This is a genomic window from Brevundimonas sp. ZS04 (assembly GCF_001956865.1).
GTDB lineage: Bacteria > Pseudomonadota > Alphaproteobacteria > Caulobacterales > Caulobacteraceae > Brevundimonas > Brevundimonas diminuta.
Genome location: NZ_MTHE01000002.1, coordinates 46489 through 63042, shown reverse-complemented (window position 1 = coordinate 63042; position 16554 = coordinate 46489). Strand labels below are relative to the sequence as shown.

Genomic DNA, 16554 nt, shown 5'->3' with positions numbered 1-16554 from the left:
AAGAGGGTGAAACGATGCGTTTGGCGATTGGAATGGCGGCGGCGGCCTGGGCGGTGATCGGTTCTGTCGCCTCGGCGCAGGACTATCGACCCACGTTTCATCCTGACCAGTTGAAAGGCCCTCCGGCAGGCGCGTTCAATGAGGTTCTGGTGCTGGGCTCGCCGCACCTGTCCGCCCTGCCGGACAGCTTCCGGCCCGAGCTGTTGGAGCCCTTGCTTGATCGGTTGGCGACTTGGCGACCGACGGCGATTGCGGTCGAGAACCTTTCGGGTCTGCAGTGCGATGCTATGAAACGCCAGCCGACACGCTATGCCTCGACGATTAGAAGCTATTGCTATGATCCGGCCAAGGCCGGTGAAGCCGCTGCATTGGATGTTCCGGGCGCCAATGTCGAAGTCGAGCGCGTTCTGGCGGACTGGCCGGAGACGCCTTCGTCAACACAGAGGCGACAGCTCGCCCTACTTTTTCTGGCCGCCGGAGAAGCACAGTCCGCCGTGGTCCAGTGGCTGCGCCTGCCTGAAAGCGAGCGGTTGGCCCAGGACGGGCTGACGGAGGAGTTGGTTGCCGAACTGAACCGTCGGATGACGCGTCGCAATGAGACCGAGCTGATCGCCGCGGCTCTGGCGGCGCGTCTGGGCCTGGAGAGGTTGTGGGCCGTTGATGACCACACGGCTTCTTCCGACATTCGACCGGACGAGCAGGAGGGCTATCGCCAGGCCATCATGGGATCTTGGGACAACCCGAATTCAAAGGCGCGAAAGGAAGCCTCAGCGGCGTTGGGCGCTGGTCTGGAGCGTCCAGGCGGCTTGTTGGCGATGTATCGGGCCTACAATGATCCGGCTGAAGCCGTAGCGGCCTATCGCTCCGACTTCGGCGCGACCCATGTGGAGCCGTCGCCCGAGGCGTTCGGGCGACGCTACCTGGGTTATTGGGAGACCCGCAACCTGCGTATGGTCGCCAACATCCGCGACGTGCTGGGGCGCTATCCGGGCACGCGGATGCTGACCATCGTCGGCGCCTCGCACAAAGGCTACTACGAGGCCTATCTGAACCAGATGCACGACGTGCGGCTGGTCAGTTCCGACGCGGTTCTGCGTTAGCGGCCCATTCTGCGGCCAGCACGGCGTAAATGAATTCATCGCCCCAGACGCCGTTGAAACGGTCGTTCTGGATCAGGTGCGCCTCACGCCGGAAGCGCAGCCGCTCGACCAGGCCGATGGAGCCCTGGTTGTCCGTGTCGAGGCGGGCGTAGAGGCGATGCAGGCCGAGGCTGGAGAAGCAGACGCCGACCAGGGCGCGCACCGCCTCGGCGGCGTAGCCCTGGCCGGCGAAGGTCGGGTTGAAGATGTAGCCGATCTCGGCCTGCAAGGCCGCCTTGCTGGCCAGCCTAAGGAAAAGCTCGCCCAGCAGGGCTCCATCCGCGCGTCGCGTCACCGCCAGCCGCGCGACGTCGCCGTCCTCGGTGAAGGCGTTCGCCGTTTGCAGGGTTTTGCGCGCCTCTTCGGCGCTCGGCGGCGCGGCGTAGAGGTAGCGATAGACCTCGGGCAGGGCGTGATAGGCGTAATAGGCGTCAAAATCGTCCGGGCTGAAGGCGCGCAGCGACAGGCGTTCGGTTTCGATGGGCAGGGCGGGAAGCGACATGGCGGCCTTGTCTGGACGAGAGGGCCACGTACATGTGGAGCTTTGGGTGTTTCGCAACAGGAGCCTCGCATGGATCTTCAACTCACCGGCAAGCGCGCCCTGGTCTGCGGCGGCTCCAGCGGCCTGGGGCGGGCGGTGGCGACGGCGCTTGTGGCCGAGGGCGCGCACGTGGCCCTGCTGTCGCGCGATGCGGCCAGGCTTCAGGCCGTGGCCGACGAACTGAACGCCATGGGGCCGGGCCGGGCGGTCATCGCCCCGGCCGACCTGGCCGATCACGAGGCCCTGCTGAAGGCGGTGGACGTCGCTGAGGCGGGGCTGGGCGGGCCGATCCAGATCCTGTTGAACAACACGGGCGGGCCGCCGCCGTCGGGCGTGGCGGGGCTGGACCCGGCGCTGTGGCGCGAGCAGTTCGAGGCCATGGTGCTGTCGGTCTTCCGCCTGACCGACCGGGTCATGCCGGGGATGCGGGCCATGGGCTGGGGGCGGGTGCTGAACGTCGCCTCGACCAGCGTGATCGAGCCGATCGGGACGCTGGGCGTGTCCAACACCCTGCGCGCCTCGGTGGCGGCCTGGGCCAAGACCCTGGCGGGCGAGGTGGCGGCCAATGGGGTGACGGTCAACACCCTTCTGCCCGGCCGGATCGACACCCCGCGCATTGAGCGGCTGGACGCCGCCCGCGCCGCAGCGACTGGCGTCGAACCCGCCGAGGCCCGTGCGGAATCGGTCAAGTCCATCCCCGCCGGACGCATCGGCGCGACCGAGGAGTTCGGCGCCGTCGCCGCCTTCCTGGCCAGTCCGCTGGCGGGCTATGTCACCGGCTCCCTGATCCGCATCGATGGCGGAGCGGTCAAGGCGATCTGATCGGCCTAGGACCGAGGCGCGGCCTGCGGCGTCGGACGACGGGCCAGGCCGCCTAGGGCGATGCGGCCCCGGCCATAGTCCAGCGTCACCTGGCTGAACCGGGTCAGGACGTCGGCGCCCAGCAACAGGGCGGGGCGGTCGATCAGGTTCAGGATGCGAAAGGCGTGCAGATCGCCGAACAACAGAGGCGTCGGCCCCAGATCGCGCCGCGCCAGGCGCAGATCAGCCAGTTCGCCGGACCGCACCAGCAAGGACTGGCCGATTACGCCATAGACTCGCACCAAGGGACGCTCGACCCTGCCCAGGCGCGAATCCAGCGCCCGCATCAGGGCGCGGTTGCCGATCGAATATTGGGCGCCGCTGTCGATGAAGGCGACGGCCGGGACGCCGTCGGCGGCGACCTGGGTCAGGATCAACTGGCTGAAACGCCCCGAGCGGACATCGGTGATGTCCAGACCCACGCGGCTGGCGCGTCCGCCGAAGGACAGGCCGCGCCGCACGACGTCGGCGCCCGAGGCCGCGATCATGACCCGGCGTCGCCGCAGGTCCAGGGTCAACCGGAAGCGCGACAGCACGTCCAGCCCCAGAAGACCGTCGGCCCCCAGCAGCCCATAGGGAAAGACCGGCAGGACCAGGTCGGCGAACCGTCGCTCGGAAAAGGCCAGATGGGGCAGGCGCACGGTCGGCGTCATCTGGGCGGTGGTGATGCCGTGCACCAGGACGGGCGGGCCGGGCGGAAGGTCCAGCGCCTGCGCCAGCCGGTCGGAGATCGCGCTGCGCTCTGCGCCCGTGTCGATGACGAACAGCGCCTTGCGCCCGTCCAGATCGACCTCGACCCCGATGCGGGTCAGCAGGTTCGCCAGCAGGCGCGCCTCGGCGTCGGGCGGAGCGGGAGGCGTCTGTCTCGTCGAATCCTGCGCCCAGGCAGGAGCCGTCAGAACAAGTCCGGTCTGGGCCAGCAGGCTCAGGGCCATGCGACGGCTGGGGGCGAAGCGATCGGTCTCAGAAACGAGAAACGGCCTGTGCACGCGCGTGAACTCCCGTTCCGCGATCCCCAGGCCGGAATTCTGGCGCCTTTTCGGGGTGCTGAAAAGTCCGTTTGCGGAGGGTCAGCCGCGCGGATGGGCCTGGGCGTAGGCGGCCAGCAGGCGGGCGGCGTCGACCTGGGTGTATTTCTGCGTCGTCGACAGGCTGGCGTGGCCCAGCAGCTCCTGGATCGAGCGCAGGTCGGCCCCGGCGCCCAGCAGGTGGGTGGCGAAGCTGTGGCGCAGGGCGTGGGGCGTGGCCGAGGCGGGCAGGCCGAGGCGCCCGCGCAGCCGCTGCACGGCCGCCTGCACATGACGGGCGCTCAAAGGGCCGCCGCGCCGCGCCCGGAACAGGGCCTGATCCGCGTCGATGACGAAGGGCTGCAGCGCCAGATAGGCCTGCGTCGCCTCGCGCACCTGGGGCAGTACGGGGACCATGCGCGTCTTGTCGCCCTTGCCGGTGATGCGCAAGGATTCGGGCAGTGGGGCGTCCGACCGCTTCAGCGACAGAGCCTCCGAAATCCGCAGGCCGCAGCCGTAGAGCAGGGTCAGGACGGCGCGGTCGCGCGCGGCCTCCCACGGCTCCATGTCGGGATCAGCCTCGGGTTCGTGCAGCAGGCCCTTGGCCTGATCCTCGCTGACCGGGCGGGGCAGGGACGGCTTGACCTTGGGCCCCCGTACAAGAGCCAGCTGGGGCGTCGCTACGCCGAGGCGCCGGTCAAGAAAGGCGTGAAAGCCCCGGATGGCGGCCAGGGTCTGGCTGAGCGAGCGGGCGTTCAGCGGGCGATCTCCGTTGCGGCGCTCGGCCAGATGGGCGCGCGCCTCGGCCGCTGTGACGGACCCCAGGTCGGCCGCGCTTTGGGGGCCGCCGCGATGGCGCTCCAGAAAGGCCAGATACAGCCGGCCGATGTGGCCATAGGCCTCCAGCGTGCGCGGCGACAGGCGGCGCTCGTGGGCCAGATGCTCCAGCCAGGCGGCCAGAGCGTCCTGCGAAGTCATGGAGGGGACGTTCAGGCGTCCAGCGGCCATCGCTCGGCCATGCGTTCGACCACGCGGGCGACGAAGGCCACCAGTTCGCAGCCCATGGCGGGGGTGAAGCCGTCTTCCTCGCCCGAGCCGAAGGCGCACAGGGCGGCGCGGGGCGCGGCGGCGCCCGGCAGGCGCAGGTTCATCCGCACCAGGGCGACCGAGGCGACCTCGCCCTCGGCCGGGCCGAACAGGCTGAGGCCGGTGAAGTTGGGGCCGAGCCAGTGCAGGCCGTCCTCGCCCAGCAGGGCGTCGACGCGGCCCGGCTCCAGCGCCTTCCAGCCGAAGGGGACGGCGCCCGGTTTTTCGATCGCCACGGCGGCGCCGGCCAGGCCGAAACGCCCCTGCGTCACGGCGTCCAGGCAGCGCGCCAGTTCGGCGTGGGTCTGGGCCTCCATCAGGTCCAGGGCGGCGACGTGAGTCTGGGTCTGGGCGGCGAAGTTGGCGCGGGCGATCTCTTCGATCAGCTTGCGGGCGCCCGCCTCGCGCTGGGCGACGGCCTCCAGCCGCGCCAGGGCGGCGCGGCCGAAGTCGACGACGTTACGGCCGGTGGCGGCCAGGCCCAGCTCTTCCAGCAGGGCGCGGTCGTCCAGCAGGTGTTCGGCGTGATCTTCCAGCCAGGCCCGCACCTGCGGCCAGTGCAGGCCCGCTGCCGGGTCGGTGGAGAGGTCCAGGGAAGTGCTCAAGCGGACCTCTCGTCGGGTCAGAAACTACAGAATCGACTGACCGGTCTTGCCCCAGTCCGCCAGGAAGGCATCCAACCCCTTGTCGGTTAACGGGTGCTTTACCAGGGCCCTGAAAACGTCGGCCGGAATGGTCGAGGCGTCGGCGCCGGCAAGCGCGGCGGCGGTCACATGGTCCGGATTGCGCACCGAGGCGGCCAGGATTTCCGTGCTGAAATCGTGGATGTCATACAGGGTGCGGATGTCCTCCAGCAGGCCCACGCCATCGGCGCCGACATCGTCCAGGCGACCGACGAAGGGCGAGATGAAGGTCGCGCCCGCCTTGGCCGCCAGCATGGCCTGGGCCGCCGAGAAGCACAGGGTGACGTTGGTCTTGATGCCCTTGTCGGCGAAGGCGCGGGTGGCGCGCAGGCCGTCCCAGGTCAGCGGCAGCTTGACCACGACGTTGGGGGCGATGGAGGCCAGCTTGTCGCCCTCCTTGACCATGGTCTCGAAGTCGGTGGCCACGGCCTCGGCCGAGATCGGCCCCTCGACCAGGGCGCAGATTTCGGCGATGACCTCGGCGATGTTGCGACCCGACTTGGCGATCAGGCTAGGATTGGTGGTGACGCCGTCCACCATCCCGGTGGGCAGCAAGTCCTTGATGACGGCGACGTCGGCGGTGTCGAGAAAGAGTTTCATGGGGAAGAGTTCTAACCCTGACCAACGCGAAGGGCGACTCTCATTCTTTTCCTCCCCACTCTGTGGGGAGGGGGACCACGTAGTGGTGGAGGGGCTTCTGTCAGCAGAACCAGGCAGCCCCTCCGTCACGGTCGCTGCGCGACCGCGCCACCTCCCCACGAAATGGGGAGGAGAAGCCGCGTGAAAATCGCCTCCGTCCTCATTCCCCTGCCGGTGCCGGAAGCCTTCGATTATGCGGTTCCCGAGGCGCTGTCGGTCGCGCGCGGCGATCAGGTCGCCGTGCCGCTGGGCCCGCGCCTGATCCGGGGCGTGGTGGCCGAGGTGTTCGAGACGACCGGCTCCAATCGCAAGCTGAAAGCGGTCGAGCAGCTGCTGGACGATCCGCGCCTGCCGGAGCGGACGCTGGACTTCGTCGAATGGGCGGCGCGCTGGACCCTCAGCCCGCCCGGCGAGATGGCGGCGACGGCGCTGAAGGGCCTGCGCGCGCCCCGGCCCCGGCCTGAGCGGCGGGTGCGGCGCGTCGAGGGGCGCAGTCCCGCTCGCCCCACCGCGGCGCGGACGGCGGTGCTGGAGACGCTGGGCGCGCGGGCCATGTCCGGGCCCGATCTGGCGCGGGCGGCGGGCGTCTCGTCCGGCGTGGTCAAGGGACTGGTCGACGAAGGGGTGCTGGAGGCGTTCGAGGTCGAAGCCGTCGCCGCCTTCGACCCGCCCGACCCCGACCATGCGCCCGCGACCCTGAATCCGGATCAGGCGGCCTCGGCGGCGGCCATCGCCGAGGCGACAGCGGCGGGCGGCTTCGCGCCCTTCCTGCTGGACGGGGTGACGGGCTCGGGCAAGACAGAGGCCTATCTGGAGGCGGCGGCGCGGGCGCTGCGGGCCGATCCGACGGCGCAGGTGCTGATCCTGCTGCCCGAGATCGCCCTGACCCAGGCTGTGATCGAGCGTATCACCGCCCGCTTCGGCGTCGCACCGGCCGAATGGCATTCCGGCGTCGCCCCGCCGCGCCGTCGTCAGGCGTGGGAGGCGGTGGTCGCCGGGCGCTGCAACATCGTGGTCGGCGCGCGCTCGGCCCTGTTCCTGCCCTACGCCAACCTGCGCCTGATCGTGGTGGACGAGGAGCACGACGGCTCGTTCAAGCAGGAGGAGGGGCTGGTCTATCACGGCCGCGACCTGGCCGTGGCGCGGGCGCGGATCGAGGGGGCGGCGGTGGTGCTGGCCTCGGCCACCCCGTCGCTGGAGACCCTGTGGAACGCCCATCAGGGGCGGTATCGCTGGTTGAAGCTGGCGGCGCGGCATGGGGCGGCGGTGCTGCCCGAGATCGGCCTGATCGACCTGCGCGAATGTCCGCCCGACCCGCAGACCTGGCTGTCCCAGCCTTTGCGCGAAGCTATCGGCGAGACGCTGGCGCGGGGCGAGCAGAGCCTGCTGTTCCTCAACCGGCGCGGCTATGCGCCGGTGGTGCTGTGCCGGTCGTGCGGGCACCGGCTGACGGCGCCGGATACGGATTCCTGGCTGGTCGAGCATCGCTACACCGGGCGGCTGGTCTGCCACCTGACCGGCTTCTCCATGCCCAAGCCCAAGGCCTGCCCGTCATGCGGGGCCGAGGATACTCTGGTCCCGGTCGGGCCGGGCGTCGAGCGGGTCGAGGAGGAGGTGCGGCAGTTGTTCCCGCAGGCGCGCACGGCTGTCTTCAGCTCGGACACCGTGCCGGACGGCAAGTCGGCCCGCGCCCTCATACAAAGCATGGCCGACGGCGAGATCGACATCCTGGTCGCCACCCAGGCTGCGGCGAAAGGCCACAACTTCCCGCGCCTGACCCTGGTCGGGGTGGTCGATGCGGACTTAGGGCTTCGCGGCGGCGATCTGCGCGCGGCCGAGCGGACCTATCAACTGCTGGCCCAGGCTACGGGCCGGGCGGGGCGGGCGGACAAGCCGGGCCGCGCCCTGCTGCAGACCTGGACGCCCGAGCATCCGGTGCTGCAGGCGCTGGCGGCGGGCGACCGCGACGCCTTCGTCGAGGCGGAGATGGCTGAGCGCGAGGCGGCGTCCCTGCCGCCGCACGGCCGTCTGGCGGCGCTGATCCTGTCCAGCGAGAACGCGATGACGGTCGAGAAGGTCGCCCGCGATCTGGCCGAGGCCATCCCCAACGCCGAACGGCTGGAGGTCTACGGCCCCGCCGATGCGCCGCTGGCGCTGGTGCGCGGGCGGCGGAGGAAGCGGCTGCTGGTGCGCGCCGACCGCGACGTGAACCTGCAGGCCTTCCTGCGCGCCTGGCTGGCGCGGGTGAAGGTTCCGGCCTCGGTGCGGCTGACGGTGGACGTGGATCCTTATAGTTTCCTGTAAGGCGTGCTGGCGCCTACCCACTCTCCGTCATCCTCGGGCTTGACCCGAGGATCGGTCCATCCGCCTCCGCGACTTTGGAGAGGGCGAGCGCGCCCGCCGCTCGATCCTCGGGTCAAGCCCGAGGATGACGGTGGAGTGAGGGGTAAGGGCGAGAGCCGCGCCTACCTCGGCCCGGTCAGCCGGATCTCGAACAGGCTGGGCCAGTTCTTGCCGGTGACGAACAGGCGGCGGTTCTGCGCGTCCCAGGCGATGCCGTTCAGCACGTCGTCGACCGGATCCTTCACCTGATCCTTGGGCAGCAGGCCGCTGAGGTCGATGACGCCCACCACTCGGCCGGACGCAGGGTCGATGCGGACGATGTAGTCGGTCCGCCAGACGTTGGCCCAGACCTCGCCGTCGATCCATTCCAGTTCGTTCAGCTGGCGCACCGGACGGCCGTTCAGGGTGACGCTGACGCGGCCGGTCTCGGCTTGAGTATCGGGGCCGAGGAAACGTAGGGCCGCCGATCCGTCCGACAGGATCAGGCGCGTTCCGTCATGCGTCAGCCCCCAGCCTTCGCCTGCATAGGCGAAGCGGGAGACGGGCTTCAGGTCGTCCGCGCTCCAGATGAAGCCGACGCCGTTGACCCAGGACAGGGAGAAGACGCGGCCGTCCTTCTCGGTCAGGCCTTCGCCGAAATATTCAGGATCGAGATCGCGCTTCTGCAGCACGACGCCGTCCTCCAGCCGCACGCGCCGCACGCTGGAAGGGTTGCGGCCGGTGCTCTCGATCAGCACGCCGTCGCGGATGACCAGCCCTTGGGTGAAGGCGGTCGGGTCGTGGGGGAAGGTCCGCACCACCTCATAGCCGTAGACCGGAACGCGGGCCGGCGCGGGCTGAGTGGAAGAAGAAGGGGCCGGCCCCGGCGCTTGCGCCGCCGCCGACGCGGGAAGCGCCAGCAGAAGCGTCGCCAGGACCGGCCCGATACGCACGCTTAGACGCCGGGCTCGGCGGTTTCGGCCTTGTTGAGGGCGGCCTGGGCGGCTTCCTCGGCCTGGTTCTTTCTGATCTGGGCGTTGCGCGACCACATGTTCAGGCCCTCGACCAGGGCCGAGAAGGCCATGGCGGCGTAGATATAGCCCTTGGGCACGTGGACGCCGAAGCCGTCGGCGATCAGCACGGCGCCGATCATCAGCAGGAAGCCCAGGGCCAGCATGACCACGGTCGGGTTCTTGTCGATGAAGTTCGCCAGCGGGTCGGCCGCCAGAAGCATGGTCAGAACGGCGATGACCACGGCGATCATCATGATCGGCACGTGATCGGTCATGCCGACCGCCGTCAGGATGGAGTCGACCGAGAACACCAGGTCCAGCAGGATGATCTGGAAGATGGCCGAACCGACGTTGTTGATGACGACGTCCTTCTTGTCCTTCTCAAGCAGGTGGTCGTTCGACGGCGTGGTGTCGACGGCGTGGTGGATTTCCTTCGTCGCCTTCCAGACCAGGAAGAGGCCGCCGGCGATCAGGATCAGGTCGCGCCAGGAGAAGGCGGTGTCGAAGGTCTCGCCGTGGAAGCCCAGGTCGAAGACCGGCTGGGTCAGGCCGACGATCCAGCCGATGGTGGCCAGAAGGCCCAGGCGCATGATCAGCGCCAGGCCGATGCCGATGCGGCGCGTGCGCTGGCGGTGTTCGGGCGGAAGCTTGTTCGAGAGGATCGAGATGAAGATCAGGTTGTCGATCCCCAGCACCACCTCCATGACCACGAGGGTCACAAGGGCCGCCCAGGCGGCGGGATCGGTCAACAGCGGGGTTATGCTTTCGAGCATCGGGTGTCCTGATGGGTGTTGGAAGGTTTTCGGTAACGGGAGCGTGAGCGCGCATCAAGCGTCGGATGGCGTCGTCGTCGTCGCAGGCCCTCCTGTCGAACCCAGCTTGACCGGTCCTATTCGACCAAAGAGAGCGCGGGTGCGGCGTTATCGTTCCGCGCCCCTCGGTTGCGAGGCGAGGCCTTGCATGGTATCAGCCGCGCGGCTTTAGCGAAGGGCGTATCGAAAGATGCGTCCCCAGCGTGCTTTCTACAAGCATTTCAGGCCCTTGGCTGGCGCAGGCGACTGCGGCCGGTCTTGATCCAAACGCTTCAGACGCGGACCAAATATAAGTGGCGGACGATTTCAGGACGACGGAAGTCGGCGGACGGTATGCACAGGCGCTGTTCGACCTCGCGGACGAGACGGGGGCGCTGGACGCCGTGCGCGCCGATCTGGCTGCGCTAAAGGCGGCCTGGCTGGACAGCGCGGACCTGCGCCGTCTCGCCACCTCGCCTATCGTGGCGTCGGCTGATCAGGCTAAGGGCCTGGCCGCCATCGCCGACAAGGCCAAGTTCAATGCGACGACGCGCAACTTCCTGGGTCTGTTGGGCCAGAACGGCCGCGCGTCGGACCTGCCGGGCGTGATCGCCGGCTTCGAGGCGCTGTACGCCAAGAAGACGGGCGTCGTGGCCGCCGAGGTGGTTTCGGCCGTGGCGCTGAGCGCCGCCCAGACCAAGAAGATCCAGGCCGAGCTGCGCGCCGCCCTGGGCCGTGATCCCGAACTGACCGCCCGCGTCGATCCGACGATCCTGGGCGGCCTGAAGGTCAAGGTGGGCTCGAAGCTGTTCGACGCCTCGCTGAAGACCAAGCTCGACCAGATGACTTTTGCGCTGAAGCGCGCCTAAGCCCCGAATTCCAGATCAAGCCGGGCCAGCGGGCCCGCACCGAAGACGAAAGCCGAAAGAGCCAATCATGGATATCCGCGCCGCCGAAATCTCGGCCATCCTCAAGTCGCAGATCGCCAACTTCGGCGTGGAAGCCGACGTCTCGGACGTCGGCCAGGTGCTGTCGGTCGGCGACGGCATCGCGCGCATTCACGGTCTGGACAACGTCCAGGCCGGTGAAATGGTCGAGTTCACCAAGGCCGGCGTGAAGGGCATGGCCCTGAACCTGGAACGCGACAACGTCGGCGCCGTGATCTTCGGCGCGGACGCCGCCATCGCCGAAGGCGACGACGTGCGCCGCCTGGGCGAGATCGTGGACGTGCCGGTCGGCAAGGGCCTGCTGGGCCGCGTCGTCAACCCGCTGGGCGAGCCGATCGACGGCAAGGGCCCGATCCAGTTCACCGAGCGTCGCCGCGTCGACGTGAAGGCCCCCGGCATCATCCCGCGCAAGTCGGTTCACGAGCCGATGCAGACGGGCATGAAGGCGATCGACACCCTGATCCCCGTCGGCCGCGGCCAGCGCGAGCTGATCATCGGCGACCGTCAGGTCGGCAAGACCGCCGTCGCCATCGACACCATCCTGAACCAGAAGGCCGTCAACAAGTCGGACGACGAGTCGGCCAAGCTGTACTGCATCTACGTCGCCATCGGTCAGAAGCGCTCGACCGTGGCCCAGATCGTCAAGACCCTCGAAGAGTCGGGCGCGCTGGAATACACCATCGTCGTGGCCGCCACGGCGTCGGAGCCGGCTCCGCTGCAGTTCCTGGCTCCGTTCGCCGGCACCGCCATGGGCGAGTATTTCCGCGACAACGGCATGCACGGCCTGATCATCTATGACGATCTGTCCAAGCAGGCTGTGGCCTACCGCCAGATGTCGCTGCTGCTGCGCCGTCCGCCGGGCCGTGAAGCCTATCCGGGCGACGTCTTCTACCTGCACAGCCGCCTGCTGGAGCGTTCGGCCAAGCTGAACGAGGACTACGGCTCGGGCTCGCTGACCGCCCTGCCGATCATCGAAACCCAGGCCAACGACGTGTCGGCCTACATCCCGACCAACGTGATCTCGATCACCGACGGCCAGATCTTCCTGGAATCGGACCTGTTCTATCAGGGCATCCGTCCGGCCGTGAACGTCGGCATCTCGGTGTCGCGCGTGGGCTCCTCGGCCCAGATCAAGGCCATGAAGCAGGTCGCCGGTTCGATTAAGGGCGAGCTGGCCCAGTATCGTGAAATGGCCGCCTTCGCGAAGTTCGGCTCGGATCTGGACGTCTCGACCCAGCGCCTGCTGGCCCGCGGCGCCCGCCTGACCGAGCTGCTGAAGCAGCCGCAGTACTCGCCGCTGGCCGTCGAAGAGCAGGTCGTGTCCATCTACGCCGGCACGCGCGGCTATCTGGACGGGATCGAAGTGGCTCAGGTCGGCCGTTTCGAGAGCGAACTGCTGGCGCGCATCCACGCCAACCACGCCTCGCTGCTGGACGGCATCCGCACCAAGAAGGCCCTGACGCCCGAGCTGGAAGCCGAGCTGAAGGACATCCTGGCGGCCTTCGCCAAGACCTTCGCCTGATCGTTCGGCCCTGTAGTCAAAGGAAGAGCAGAGCCGGATGGCTAGCCTCAAGGAAATGCGCGATCGGATCGGAAGCGTCAAAGCGACGCAGAAGATCACGAAAGCCATGCAGATGGTCGCCGCGGCCAAGCTGAAGCGCGCCCAGGACCAGGCCGAAAGCGCCCGGCCCTATGCGCAGCGGATGGCCTCGGTCATCGCCAACCTGGCGGCCGGCGTCGGCGACGACGGCCCGCGCCTGATGACCGGGACCGGCGCCGACCAGAAGCATCTGGTCGTCGTCGCCACGGCCGACAAGGGCCTGGCGGGCGGGTTCTCGACCAACGTCATCCGCGCCGCGCGGGATCACATCAACAGCCTGATCGCCAACGGCAAGACCGTCGAGATCGTGGCCGTCGGCCGCAAGTCGCGCGACCAGCTGACCCGCCTGTTCGGCGATAAGGTCGTCAAGACCTTCGAGCTGAGCGAGCACAAGACGGTGGGCCTGCATTCGGCCCAGCCGATCGCCGAACTGCTGGCCGAGAAGTTTGAAGCGGGCGAGGCCGACAAGGTCACCCTCTTCTACAGCCAGTTCAAGTCGGTGATCTCTCAGGTTCCGTCGTCGCGTCAGCTGGCCCCGGCCGAAGTCGACGCGGACGCCTCTGCCGACGCCGGCGCGCTCTATGAATATGAGCCGTCGGAAGAGGAAATCCTCGAGACCCTGCTGCCGCGCAACCTGACGACGCAGATCCTGGCCGCCCTGCTGGAGAACCAGGCCGGCTTCTTCGGCGCCCAGATGGCCGCGATGGACAACGCCACGCGCAACGCGGGCGACCTCATCAGCGCCCTGACGCTGCAGTACAACCGTTCCCGCCAGGCTCAGATCACCACCGAGCTGATCGAGATCATCGCCGGCGCTGAAGCGCTCTGATCCCGACACAGCTGACATTCGACACGGACAAAAACCCGATGACCGACACCACCGCCCCCAAGAAACCCGCCGCCAAGAAGCCGGCCGCTCCCAAGAAGGCCGCCGCTCCGAAGGCCGCCGTCGCGACCGTCGCGGGCCAGGGCAAGATCGCCCAGGTCATCGGCGCCGTCGTCGACGTCGAGTTTGAAGGCCACCTGCCGGCGATCCTGAGCGCCCTGGAGACCCAGAACGTCGACCAGAAGACGGGCGAGCCCTTCACCCTGGTCCTGGAAGTCGCCCAGCACCTGGGTGAGAACATGGTCCGCGCCATCGCCATGGACACGACCGAAGGCCTGACCCGCGGTCAGCCCGTCGTCGACACCGGCAAGTCGATCATGGCCCCGGTCGGCCCCGGCACGCTCGGCCGCATCATGAACGTCGTCGGCCAGCCGATCGACGAAGCCGGTCCGATCCTGACCACTGAATACCGTCCGATCCACAAGGAAGCCCCGACCTTCGACGAACAGTCGACCTCGGCGGAAATCCTGGTCACCGGCATCAAGGTCATCGACCTGATCTGCCCCTATACCAAGGGCGGCAAGACCGGCCTGTTCGGCGGCGCCGGCGTGGGCAAGACCGTGACCATGCAGGAACTGATCAACAACATCGCCAAGGCTTACGGCGGTTACTCGGTTCTGGCTGGCGTGGGCGAACGCACCCGCGAAGGCAACGACCTGTATCACGAGATGATCGAGTCCAACGTGAACGTGGACCCGGCCAAGAACAACGGCTCGACCGAAGGCTCCAAGTGCGCCCTGGTTTACGGCCAGATGAACGAGCCGCCCGGCGCCCGCGCCCGCGTCGCCCTGACCGGCCTGTCGATCGCGGAATACTTCCGCGACGAAGAAGGCAAGGACGTGCTGCTGTTCGTCGACAACATCTTCCGCTTCACCCAAGCCGGTTCGGAAGTGTCGGCTCTGCTGGGCCGCATCCCCTCGGCCGTGGGCTATCAGCCGACGCTGGCGACCGAGATGGGCAACCTGCAGGAGCGCATCACCTCGACCAAGAAGGGCTCGATCACCTCGGTCCAGGCCATCTACGTCCCCGCCGACGACCTGACCGACCCGGCCCCGGCCGCCTCGTTCGCCCACTTGGACGCCACGACCGTTCTGTCGCGCGACATCGCCGCCCAGGCCATCTTCCCGGCCGTGGACCCGCTGGACTCCACCTCGCGGATCATGGACCCGCTGGTCATCGGCGAGGAGCACTATCAGGTCGCTCGCCGCGTCCAGGAAATCCTGCAGCAGTACAAGGCGCTGAAGGACATCATCGCCATCCTGGGCATGGACGAGCTGTCGGAAGACGACAAGCTGGTCGTGTCGCGCGCCCGCAAGATCCAGCGCTTCCTGTCGCAGCCCTTCTTCGTGGCTGAGCAGTTCACCGGCTCGCCGGGCAAGTTCGTCGAGCTGGCCGACACCATCCGCTCGTTCAAGGCGATCTGCGACGGCGAATACGACCACCTGCCGGAAGCCGCCTTCTACATGGTCGGCGCTATCGAAGAGGCCGTCGAGAAGGCCGCCAAGATGGCCGCGGAAGCCTAAGCCATGGCCGGTAAGCTGAACTTCTCCCTCGTCGCCCCGGAACGCGAAGTCTTCGCCGGTTCGGTCGATCAGGTCGATGCGCCGGGCGTCGAGGGCGACTTCGGCGTCCTGCCGGGCCACGCGCCCTTCATGACCACCCTGCGCGAAGGCGTGGTGACGGTCTATGACGGCGCCCAGCGCCGCCGCTTCGAGGTCAAGGGCGGTTTCGCCGACGTCAACGGCGAAGGCCTGACCATCCTGGCCGAAGAGGCTTCGGAGCTCGTCGCGAACTAAAGGTTCGCACGGCTGAAACGATCAAAGGCCCCTCGCTTGCGGCGAGGGGCCTTTTTCGTGCGCGATGTCCGACGCCAACTCCGCCGTCATCGCTCCTCACGTCGTCATCCATTATCTCCGCCGTCATCCTCGGGCTTGACCCGAGGATCCAGTGCGGCGCGCGCTTCACTTGGCCAAGGTTCCGCACGCGGACGGCAGGATCCTCGGGTCAAGCCCGAGGATGACGGCAGTGGGATCGGATGGGTGACGCTTGGTCTCTAGAGAAGCGTCAGAGCCTCAGGCGGCCCATTCCCCGAACACCCGCGCCACCTGCTCATAGACCGGGCGTTTGAACGGCACGATCAGGCTGGGCGCCTCTTCGAGCCGCCCCCAGCGCCAGGCGTCGAATTCCGGTTCGCCGTGGGCGTTCAGGTCGATCTCGTCCTCCTGGCCGGTCAGGCGGAAGGCGAACCACTGCTGGCGCTGGCCTTTCAGCCCCTTCCAGCTCTTGGGGCTCGGCAGGCCTTCGGGGAAGTCATAGGGAATCCACTCGGTCGTGCGGCCCAGCAGGGCGATGGAGCGCACGCCCGTCTCCTCGTGCAGTTCGCGGCGGGCGGCGGCTTCCAGGTCTTCGCCGTCGTCGACGCCGCCCTGCGGGAACTGCCAGTTCCACGGCTCGGGCGTGTCGGCGCGGCGGCCGAACCAGACCTGGCCGGCCGGGTTGAACAGGACGACCCCGACGTTGGGGCGATAGAGGGACAGGTCGATGCTCATGCCCTTCGCATACGCCGCCGCCTCGTCGCGGGCTAGGCGTCAACGTCCGGGAAAGGCGTGCGCGGCTAGGGTGGCGTCATGGACAGACGTCATCTGATCGGCCTGACTCTGAGCGGGCTCGCGCTGGCGAGCGCGGCGCACGCTTCACCCGAGAAGAGCGGGGGCACCAAGGGGGGCTATCTGTCCCTGCCGACCGCCACGGCCACCGTGCTGCGCCGCGACGGACGACGCGGGGTGATGACGGTCGAGACGGGCCTCGACATCGCCGACGGCGCCCTGATGGAGCGAGCGCAGCTGTCCCTGCCGCGCCTTAGCGCCGCCTATAACGAGATTGTCCGCATCGCCGCCGAGCGGCTGCTGCCCGATGCGCCGCCGAATGTCGAATGGCTGGTGGTGGCGCTGCAGCACGCGACGGACGCCATTCTGGGCAAGCCGGGGGCCAAGCTGCTGCTCGGCACGGTGATGGTGGCGTGAAGGGGCTAGGCCCCTC

17 protein-coding genes are annotated in these 16554 nt (G+C 68.4%); 9 read left to right on the top strand and 8 right to left on the bottom strand.

Annotated elements, in window-relative coordinates; translation table 11 throughout:
- Positions 1 to 14: 14 nt before the first annotated feature.
- Complete coding sequence (locus BJP32_RS03370; RefSeq protein ID WP_046652468.1) at positions 15 to 1100, top strand: DUF5694 domain-containing protein; 1086 nt, start codon at positions 15 to 17, stop codon at positions 1098 to 1100.
- Here the strand turns inward: BJP32_RS03370 and BJP32_RS03365 are convergent.
- Entirely contained in the window at positions 1075 to 1641 is a 567-nt protein-coding gene (locus BJP32_RS03365) for a GNAT family N-acetyltransferase (RefSeq protein WP_076222874.1), read from the bottom strand. The genes BJP32_RS03370 and BJP32_RS03365 overlap by 26 nt on opposite strands.
- A 69-nt stretch (positions 1642 to 1710) precedes the next feature.
- Between BJP32_RS03365 and BJP32_RS03360 the strand changes: the two genes are divergently transcribed.
- On the top strand, positions 1711 to 2502 hold the full coding sequence (locus BJP32_RS03360) for an SDR family oxidoreductase (RefSeq protein ID WP_076222872.1): 792 nt from the start codon (positions 1711 to 1713) through the stop codon (positions 2500 to 2502).
- Positions 2503 to 2507: 5 nt separating this feature from the next.
- Here BJP32_RS03360 and BJP32_RS03355 read toward each other — a convergent pair whose 3' ends face one another.
- The 4 genes from BJP32_RS03355 to fsa form a co-directional block, all read right to left on the bottom strand.
- Entirely contained in the window at positions 2508 to 3530 is a 1023-nt protein-coding gene (locus BJP32_RS03355; RefSeq protein ID WP_143255404.1) for a pepsin/retropepsin-like aspartic protease family protein, read from the bottom strand.
- An 81-nt stretch (positions 3531 to 3611) separates the two neighbouring features.
- Positions 3612 to 4526: a tyrosine recombinase XerC gene (locus BJP32_RS03350; protein ID WP_046652824.1), complete on the bottom strand. Its 915-nt coding sequence runs from the start codon at positions 4524 to 4526 to the stop codon at positions 3612 to 3614.
- An 11-nt stretch (positions 4527 to 4537) separates the two neighbouring features.
- Positions 4538 to 5239, bottom strand: a complete 702-nt coding sequence (locus tag BJP32_RS03345; RefSeq protein WP_083673857.1) for a DUF484 family protein — start codon at positions 5237 to 5239, stop codon at positions 4538 to 4540.
- 24 nt (positions 5240 to 5263) lie between these two features.
- Positions 5264 to 5917 carry a fructose-6-phosphate aldolase gene (gene fsa, locus BJP32_RS03340; RefSeq protein ID WP_046652464.1) on the bottom strand — a complete coding sequence of 218 codons (654 nt, stop codon included), beginning with the start codon at positions 5915 to 5917 and terminating at the stop codon, positions 5264 to 5266.
- A gap of 162 nt (positions 5918 to 6079) precedes the next feature.
- On the opposite strand from fsa, the gene BJP32_RS03335 reads away from it, so the two are divergent.
- Positions 6080 to 8260 (top strand): primosomal protein N', encoded by a 2181-nt coding sequence (locus BJP32_RS03335; protein ID WP_198935255.1) that lies wholly within the window; start codon positions 6080 to 6082, stop codon positions 8258 to 8260.
- A gap of 161 nt (positions 8261 to 8421) precedes the next feature.
- Here the strand turns inward: BJP32_RS03335 and BJP32_RS03330 are convergent, their stop codons facing one another.
- On the bottom strand, positions 8422 to 9231 hold the full coding sequence (locus tag BJP32_RS03330) for a glutaminyl-peptide cyclotransferase (protein ID WP_233126692.1): 810 nt from the start codon (positions 9229 to 9231) through the stop codon (positions 8422 to 8424).
- 2 nt (positions 9232 to 9233) lie between these two features.
- Complete coding sequence (locus BJP32_RS03325) at positions 9234 to 10064, bottom strand: TerC family protein (protein WP_003166306.1); 831 nt, start codon at positions 10062 to 10064, stop codon at positions 9234 to 9236.
- Positions 10065 to 10396: 332 nt separating this feature from the next.
- Between BJP32_RS03325 and BJP32_RS03320 the strand changes: the two genes are divergently transcribed.
- The 5 genes from BJP32_RS03320 to BJP32_RS03300 all read left to right on the top strand — a co-directional run bounded on the left by BJP32_RS03320 (position 10397) and on the right by BJP32_RS03300 (position 15311).
- Positions 10397 to 10951, top strand: coding sequence for a F0F1 ATP synthase subunit delta (locus tag BJP32_RS03320; protein WP_003166305.1), 555 nt, complete (start codon positions 10397 to 10399; stop codon positions 10949 to 10951).
- A 67-nt stretch (positions 10952 to 11018) separates the two neighbouring features.
- Complete coding sequence (gene atpA / locus BJP32_RS03315; protein ID WP_046652460.1) at positions 11019 to 12551, top strand: F0F1 ATP synthase subunit alpha; 1533 nt, start codon at positions 11019 to 11021, stop codon at positions 12549 to 12551.
- Positions 12552 to 12588: 37 nt separating this feature from the next.
- The gene (locus BJP32_RS03310; protein ID WP_076222867.1) at positions 12589 to 13458 is read left to right on the top strand and encodes a F0F1 ATP synthase subunit gamma; all 870 of its coding nucleotides are present in this window, start codon (positions 12589 to 12591) and stop codon (positions 13456 to 13458) included.
- A gap of 38 nt (positions 13459 to 13496) precedes the next feature.
- The gene (atpD, locus tag BJP32_RS03305; protein ID WP_076222865.1) at positions 13497 to 15038 is read left to right on the top strand and encodes a F0F1 ATP synthase subunit beta; all 1542 of its coding nucleotides are present in this window, start codon (positions 13497 to 13499) and stop codon (positions 15036 to 15038) included.
- A 3-nt stretch (positions 15039 to 15041) separates the two neighbouring features.
- Positions 15042 to 15311, top strand: a complete 270-nt coding sequence (locus BJP32_RS03300) for an ATP synthase F1 subunit epsilon (RefSeq protein WP_003166300.1) — start codon at positions 15042 to 15044, stop codon at positions 15309 to 15311.
- 276 nt (positions 15312 to 15587) lie between these two features.
- On the opposite strand, the gene BJP32_RS03295 is transcribed toward BJP32_RS03300, so the two are convergent.
- Positions 15588 to 16064 carry an RNA pyrophosphohydrolase gene (locus BJP32_RS03295; protein ID WP_076222863.1) on the bottom strand — a complete coding sequence of 159 codons (477 nt, stop codon included), beginning with the start codon at positions 16062 to 16064 and terminating at the stop codon, positions 15588 to 15590.
- A gap of 78 nt (positions 16065 to 16142) precedes the next feature.
- Between BJP32_RS03295 and BJP32_RS03290 the strand changes: the two genes are divergently transcribed.
- The gene (locus BJP32_RS03290; protein ID WP_076222862.1) at positions 16143 to 16538 is read left to right on the top strand and encodes a Tat pathway signal protein; all 396 of its coding nucleotides are present in this window, start codon (positions 16143 to 16145) and stop codon (positions 16536 to 16538) included.
- The last annotated feature ends 16 nt before the right edge of the window (positions 16539 to 16554 follow it).

Bases quoted from the DNA above. Each gene is read 5' to 3' on its own strand.
- BJP32_RS03370 (WP_046652468.1), top strand. From the start codon at position 15: ATGCGTTTGGCGATTGGAATGGCGGCGGCGGCCTGGGCGGTGATCGGT.
- BJP32_RS03365 (WP_076222874.1), bottom strand. From the start codon at position 1,641: ATGTCGCTTCCCGCCCTGCCCATCGAAACCGAACGCCTGTCGCTGCGC.
- BJP32_RS03360 (WP_076222872.1), top strand. From the start codon at position 1,711: ATGGATCTTCAACTCACCGGCAAGCGCGCCCTGGTCTGCGGCGGCTCC.
- BJP32_RS03350 (WP_046652824.1), bottom strand. From the start codon at position 4,526: ATGACTTCGCAGGACGCTCTGGCCGCCTGGCTGGAGCATCTGGCCCAC.
- fsa (WP_046652464.1), bottom strand. From the start codon at position 5,917: ATGAAACTCTTTCTCGACACCGCCGACGTCGCCGTCATCAAGGACTTG.
- BJP32_RS03335 (WP_198935255.1), top strand. From the start codon at position 6,080: ATGGGGAGGAGAAGCCGCGTGAAAATCGCCTCCGTCCTCATTCCCCTG.
- BJP32_RS03325 (WP_003166306.1), bottom strand. From the start codon at position 10,064: ATGCTCGAAAGCATAACCCCGCTGTTGACCGATCCCGCCGCCTGGGCG.
- atpA (WP_046652460.1), top strand. From the start codon at position 11,019: ATGGATATCCGCGCCGCCGAAATCTCGGCCATCCTCAAGTCGCAGATC.
- BJP32_RS03310 (WP_076222867.1), top strand. From the start codon at position 12,589: ATGGCTAGCCTCAAGGAAATGCGCGATCGGATCGGAAGCGTCAAAGCG.
- atpD (WP_076222865.1), top strand. From the start codon at position 13,497: ATGACCGACACCACCGCCCCCAAGAAACCCGCCGCCAAGAAGCCGGCC.
- BJP32_RS03300 (WP_003166300.1), top strand. From the start codon at position 15,042: ATGGCCGGTAAGCTGAACTTCTCCCTCGTCGCCCCGGAACGCGAAGTC.
- BJP32_RS03295 (WP_076222863.1), bottom strand. From the start codon at position 16,064: ATGAGCATCGACCTGTCCCTCTATCGCCCCAACGTCGGGGTCGTCCTG.
- BJP32_RS03290 (WP_076222862.1), top strand. From the start codon at position 16,143: ATGGACAGACGTCATCTGATCGGCCTGACTCTGAGCGGGCTCGCGCTG.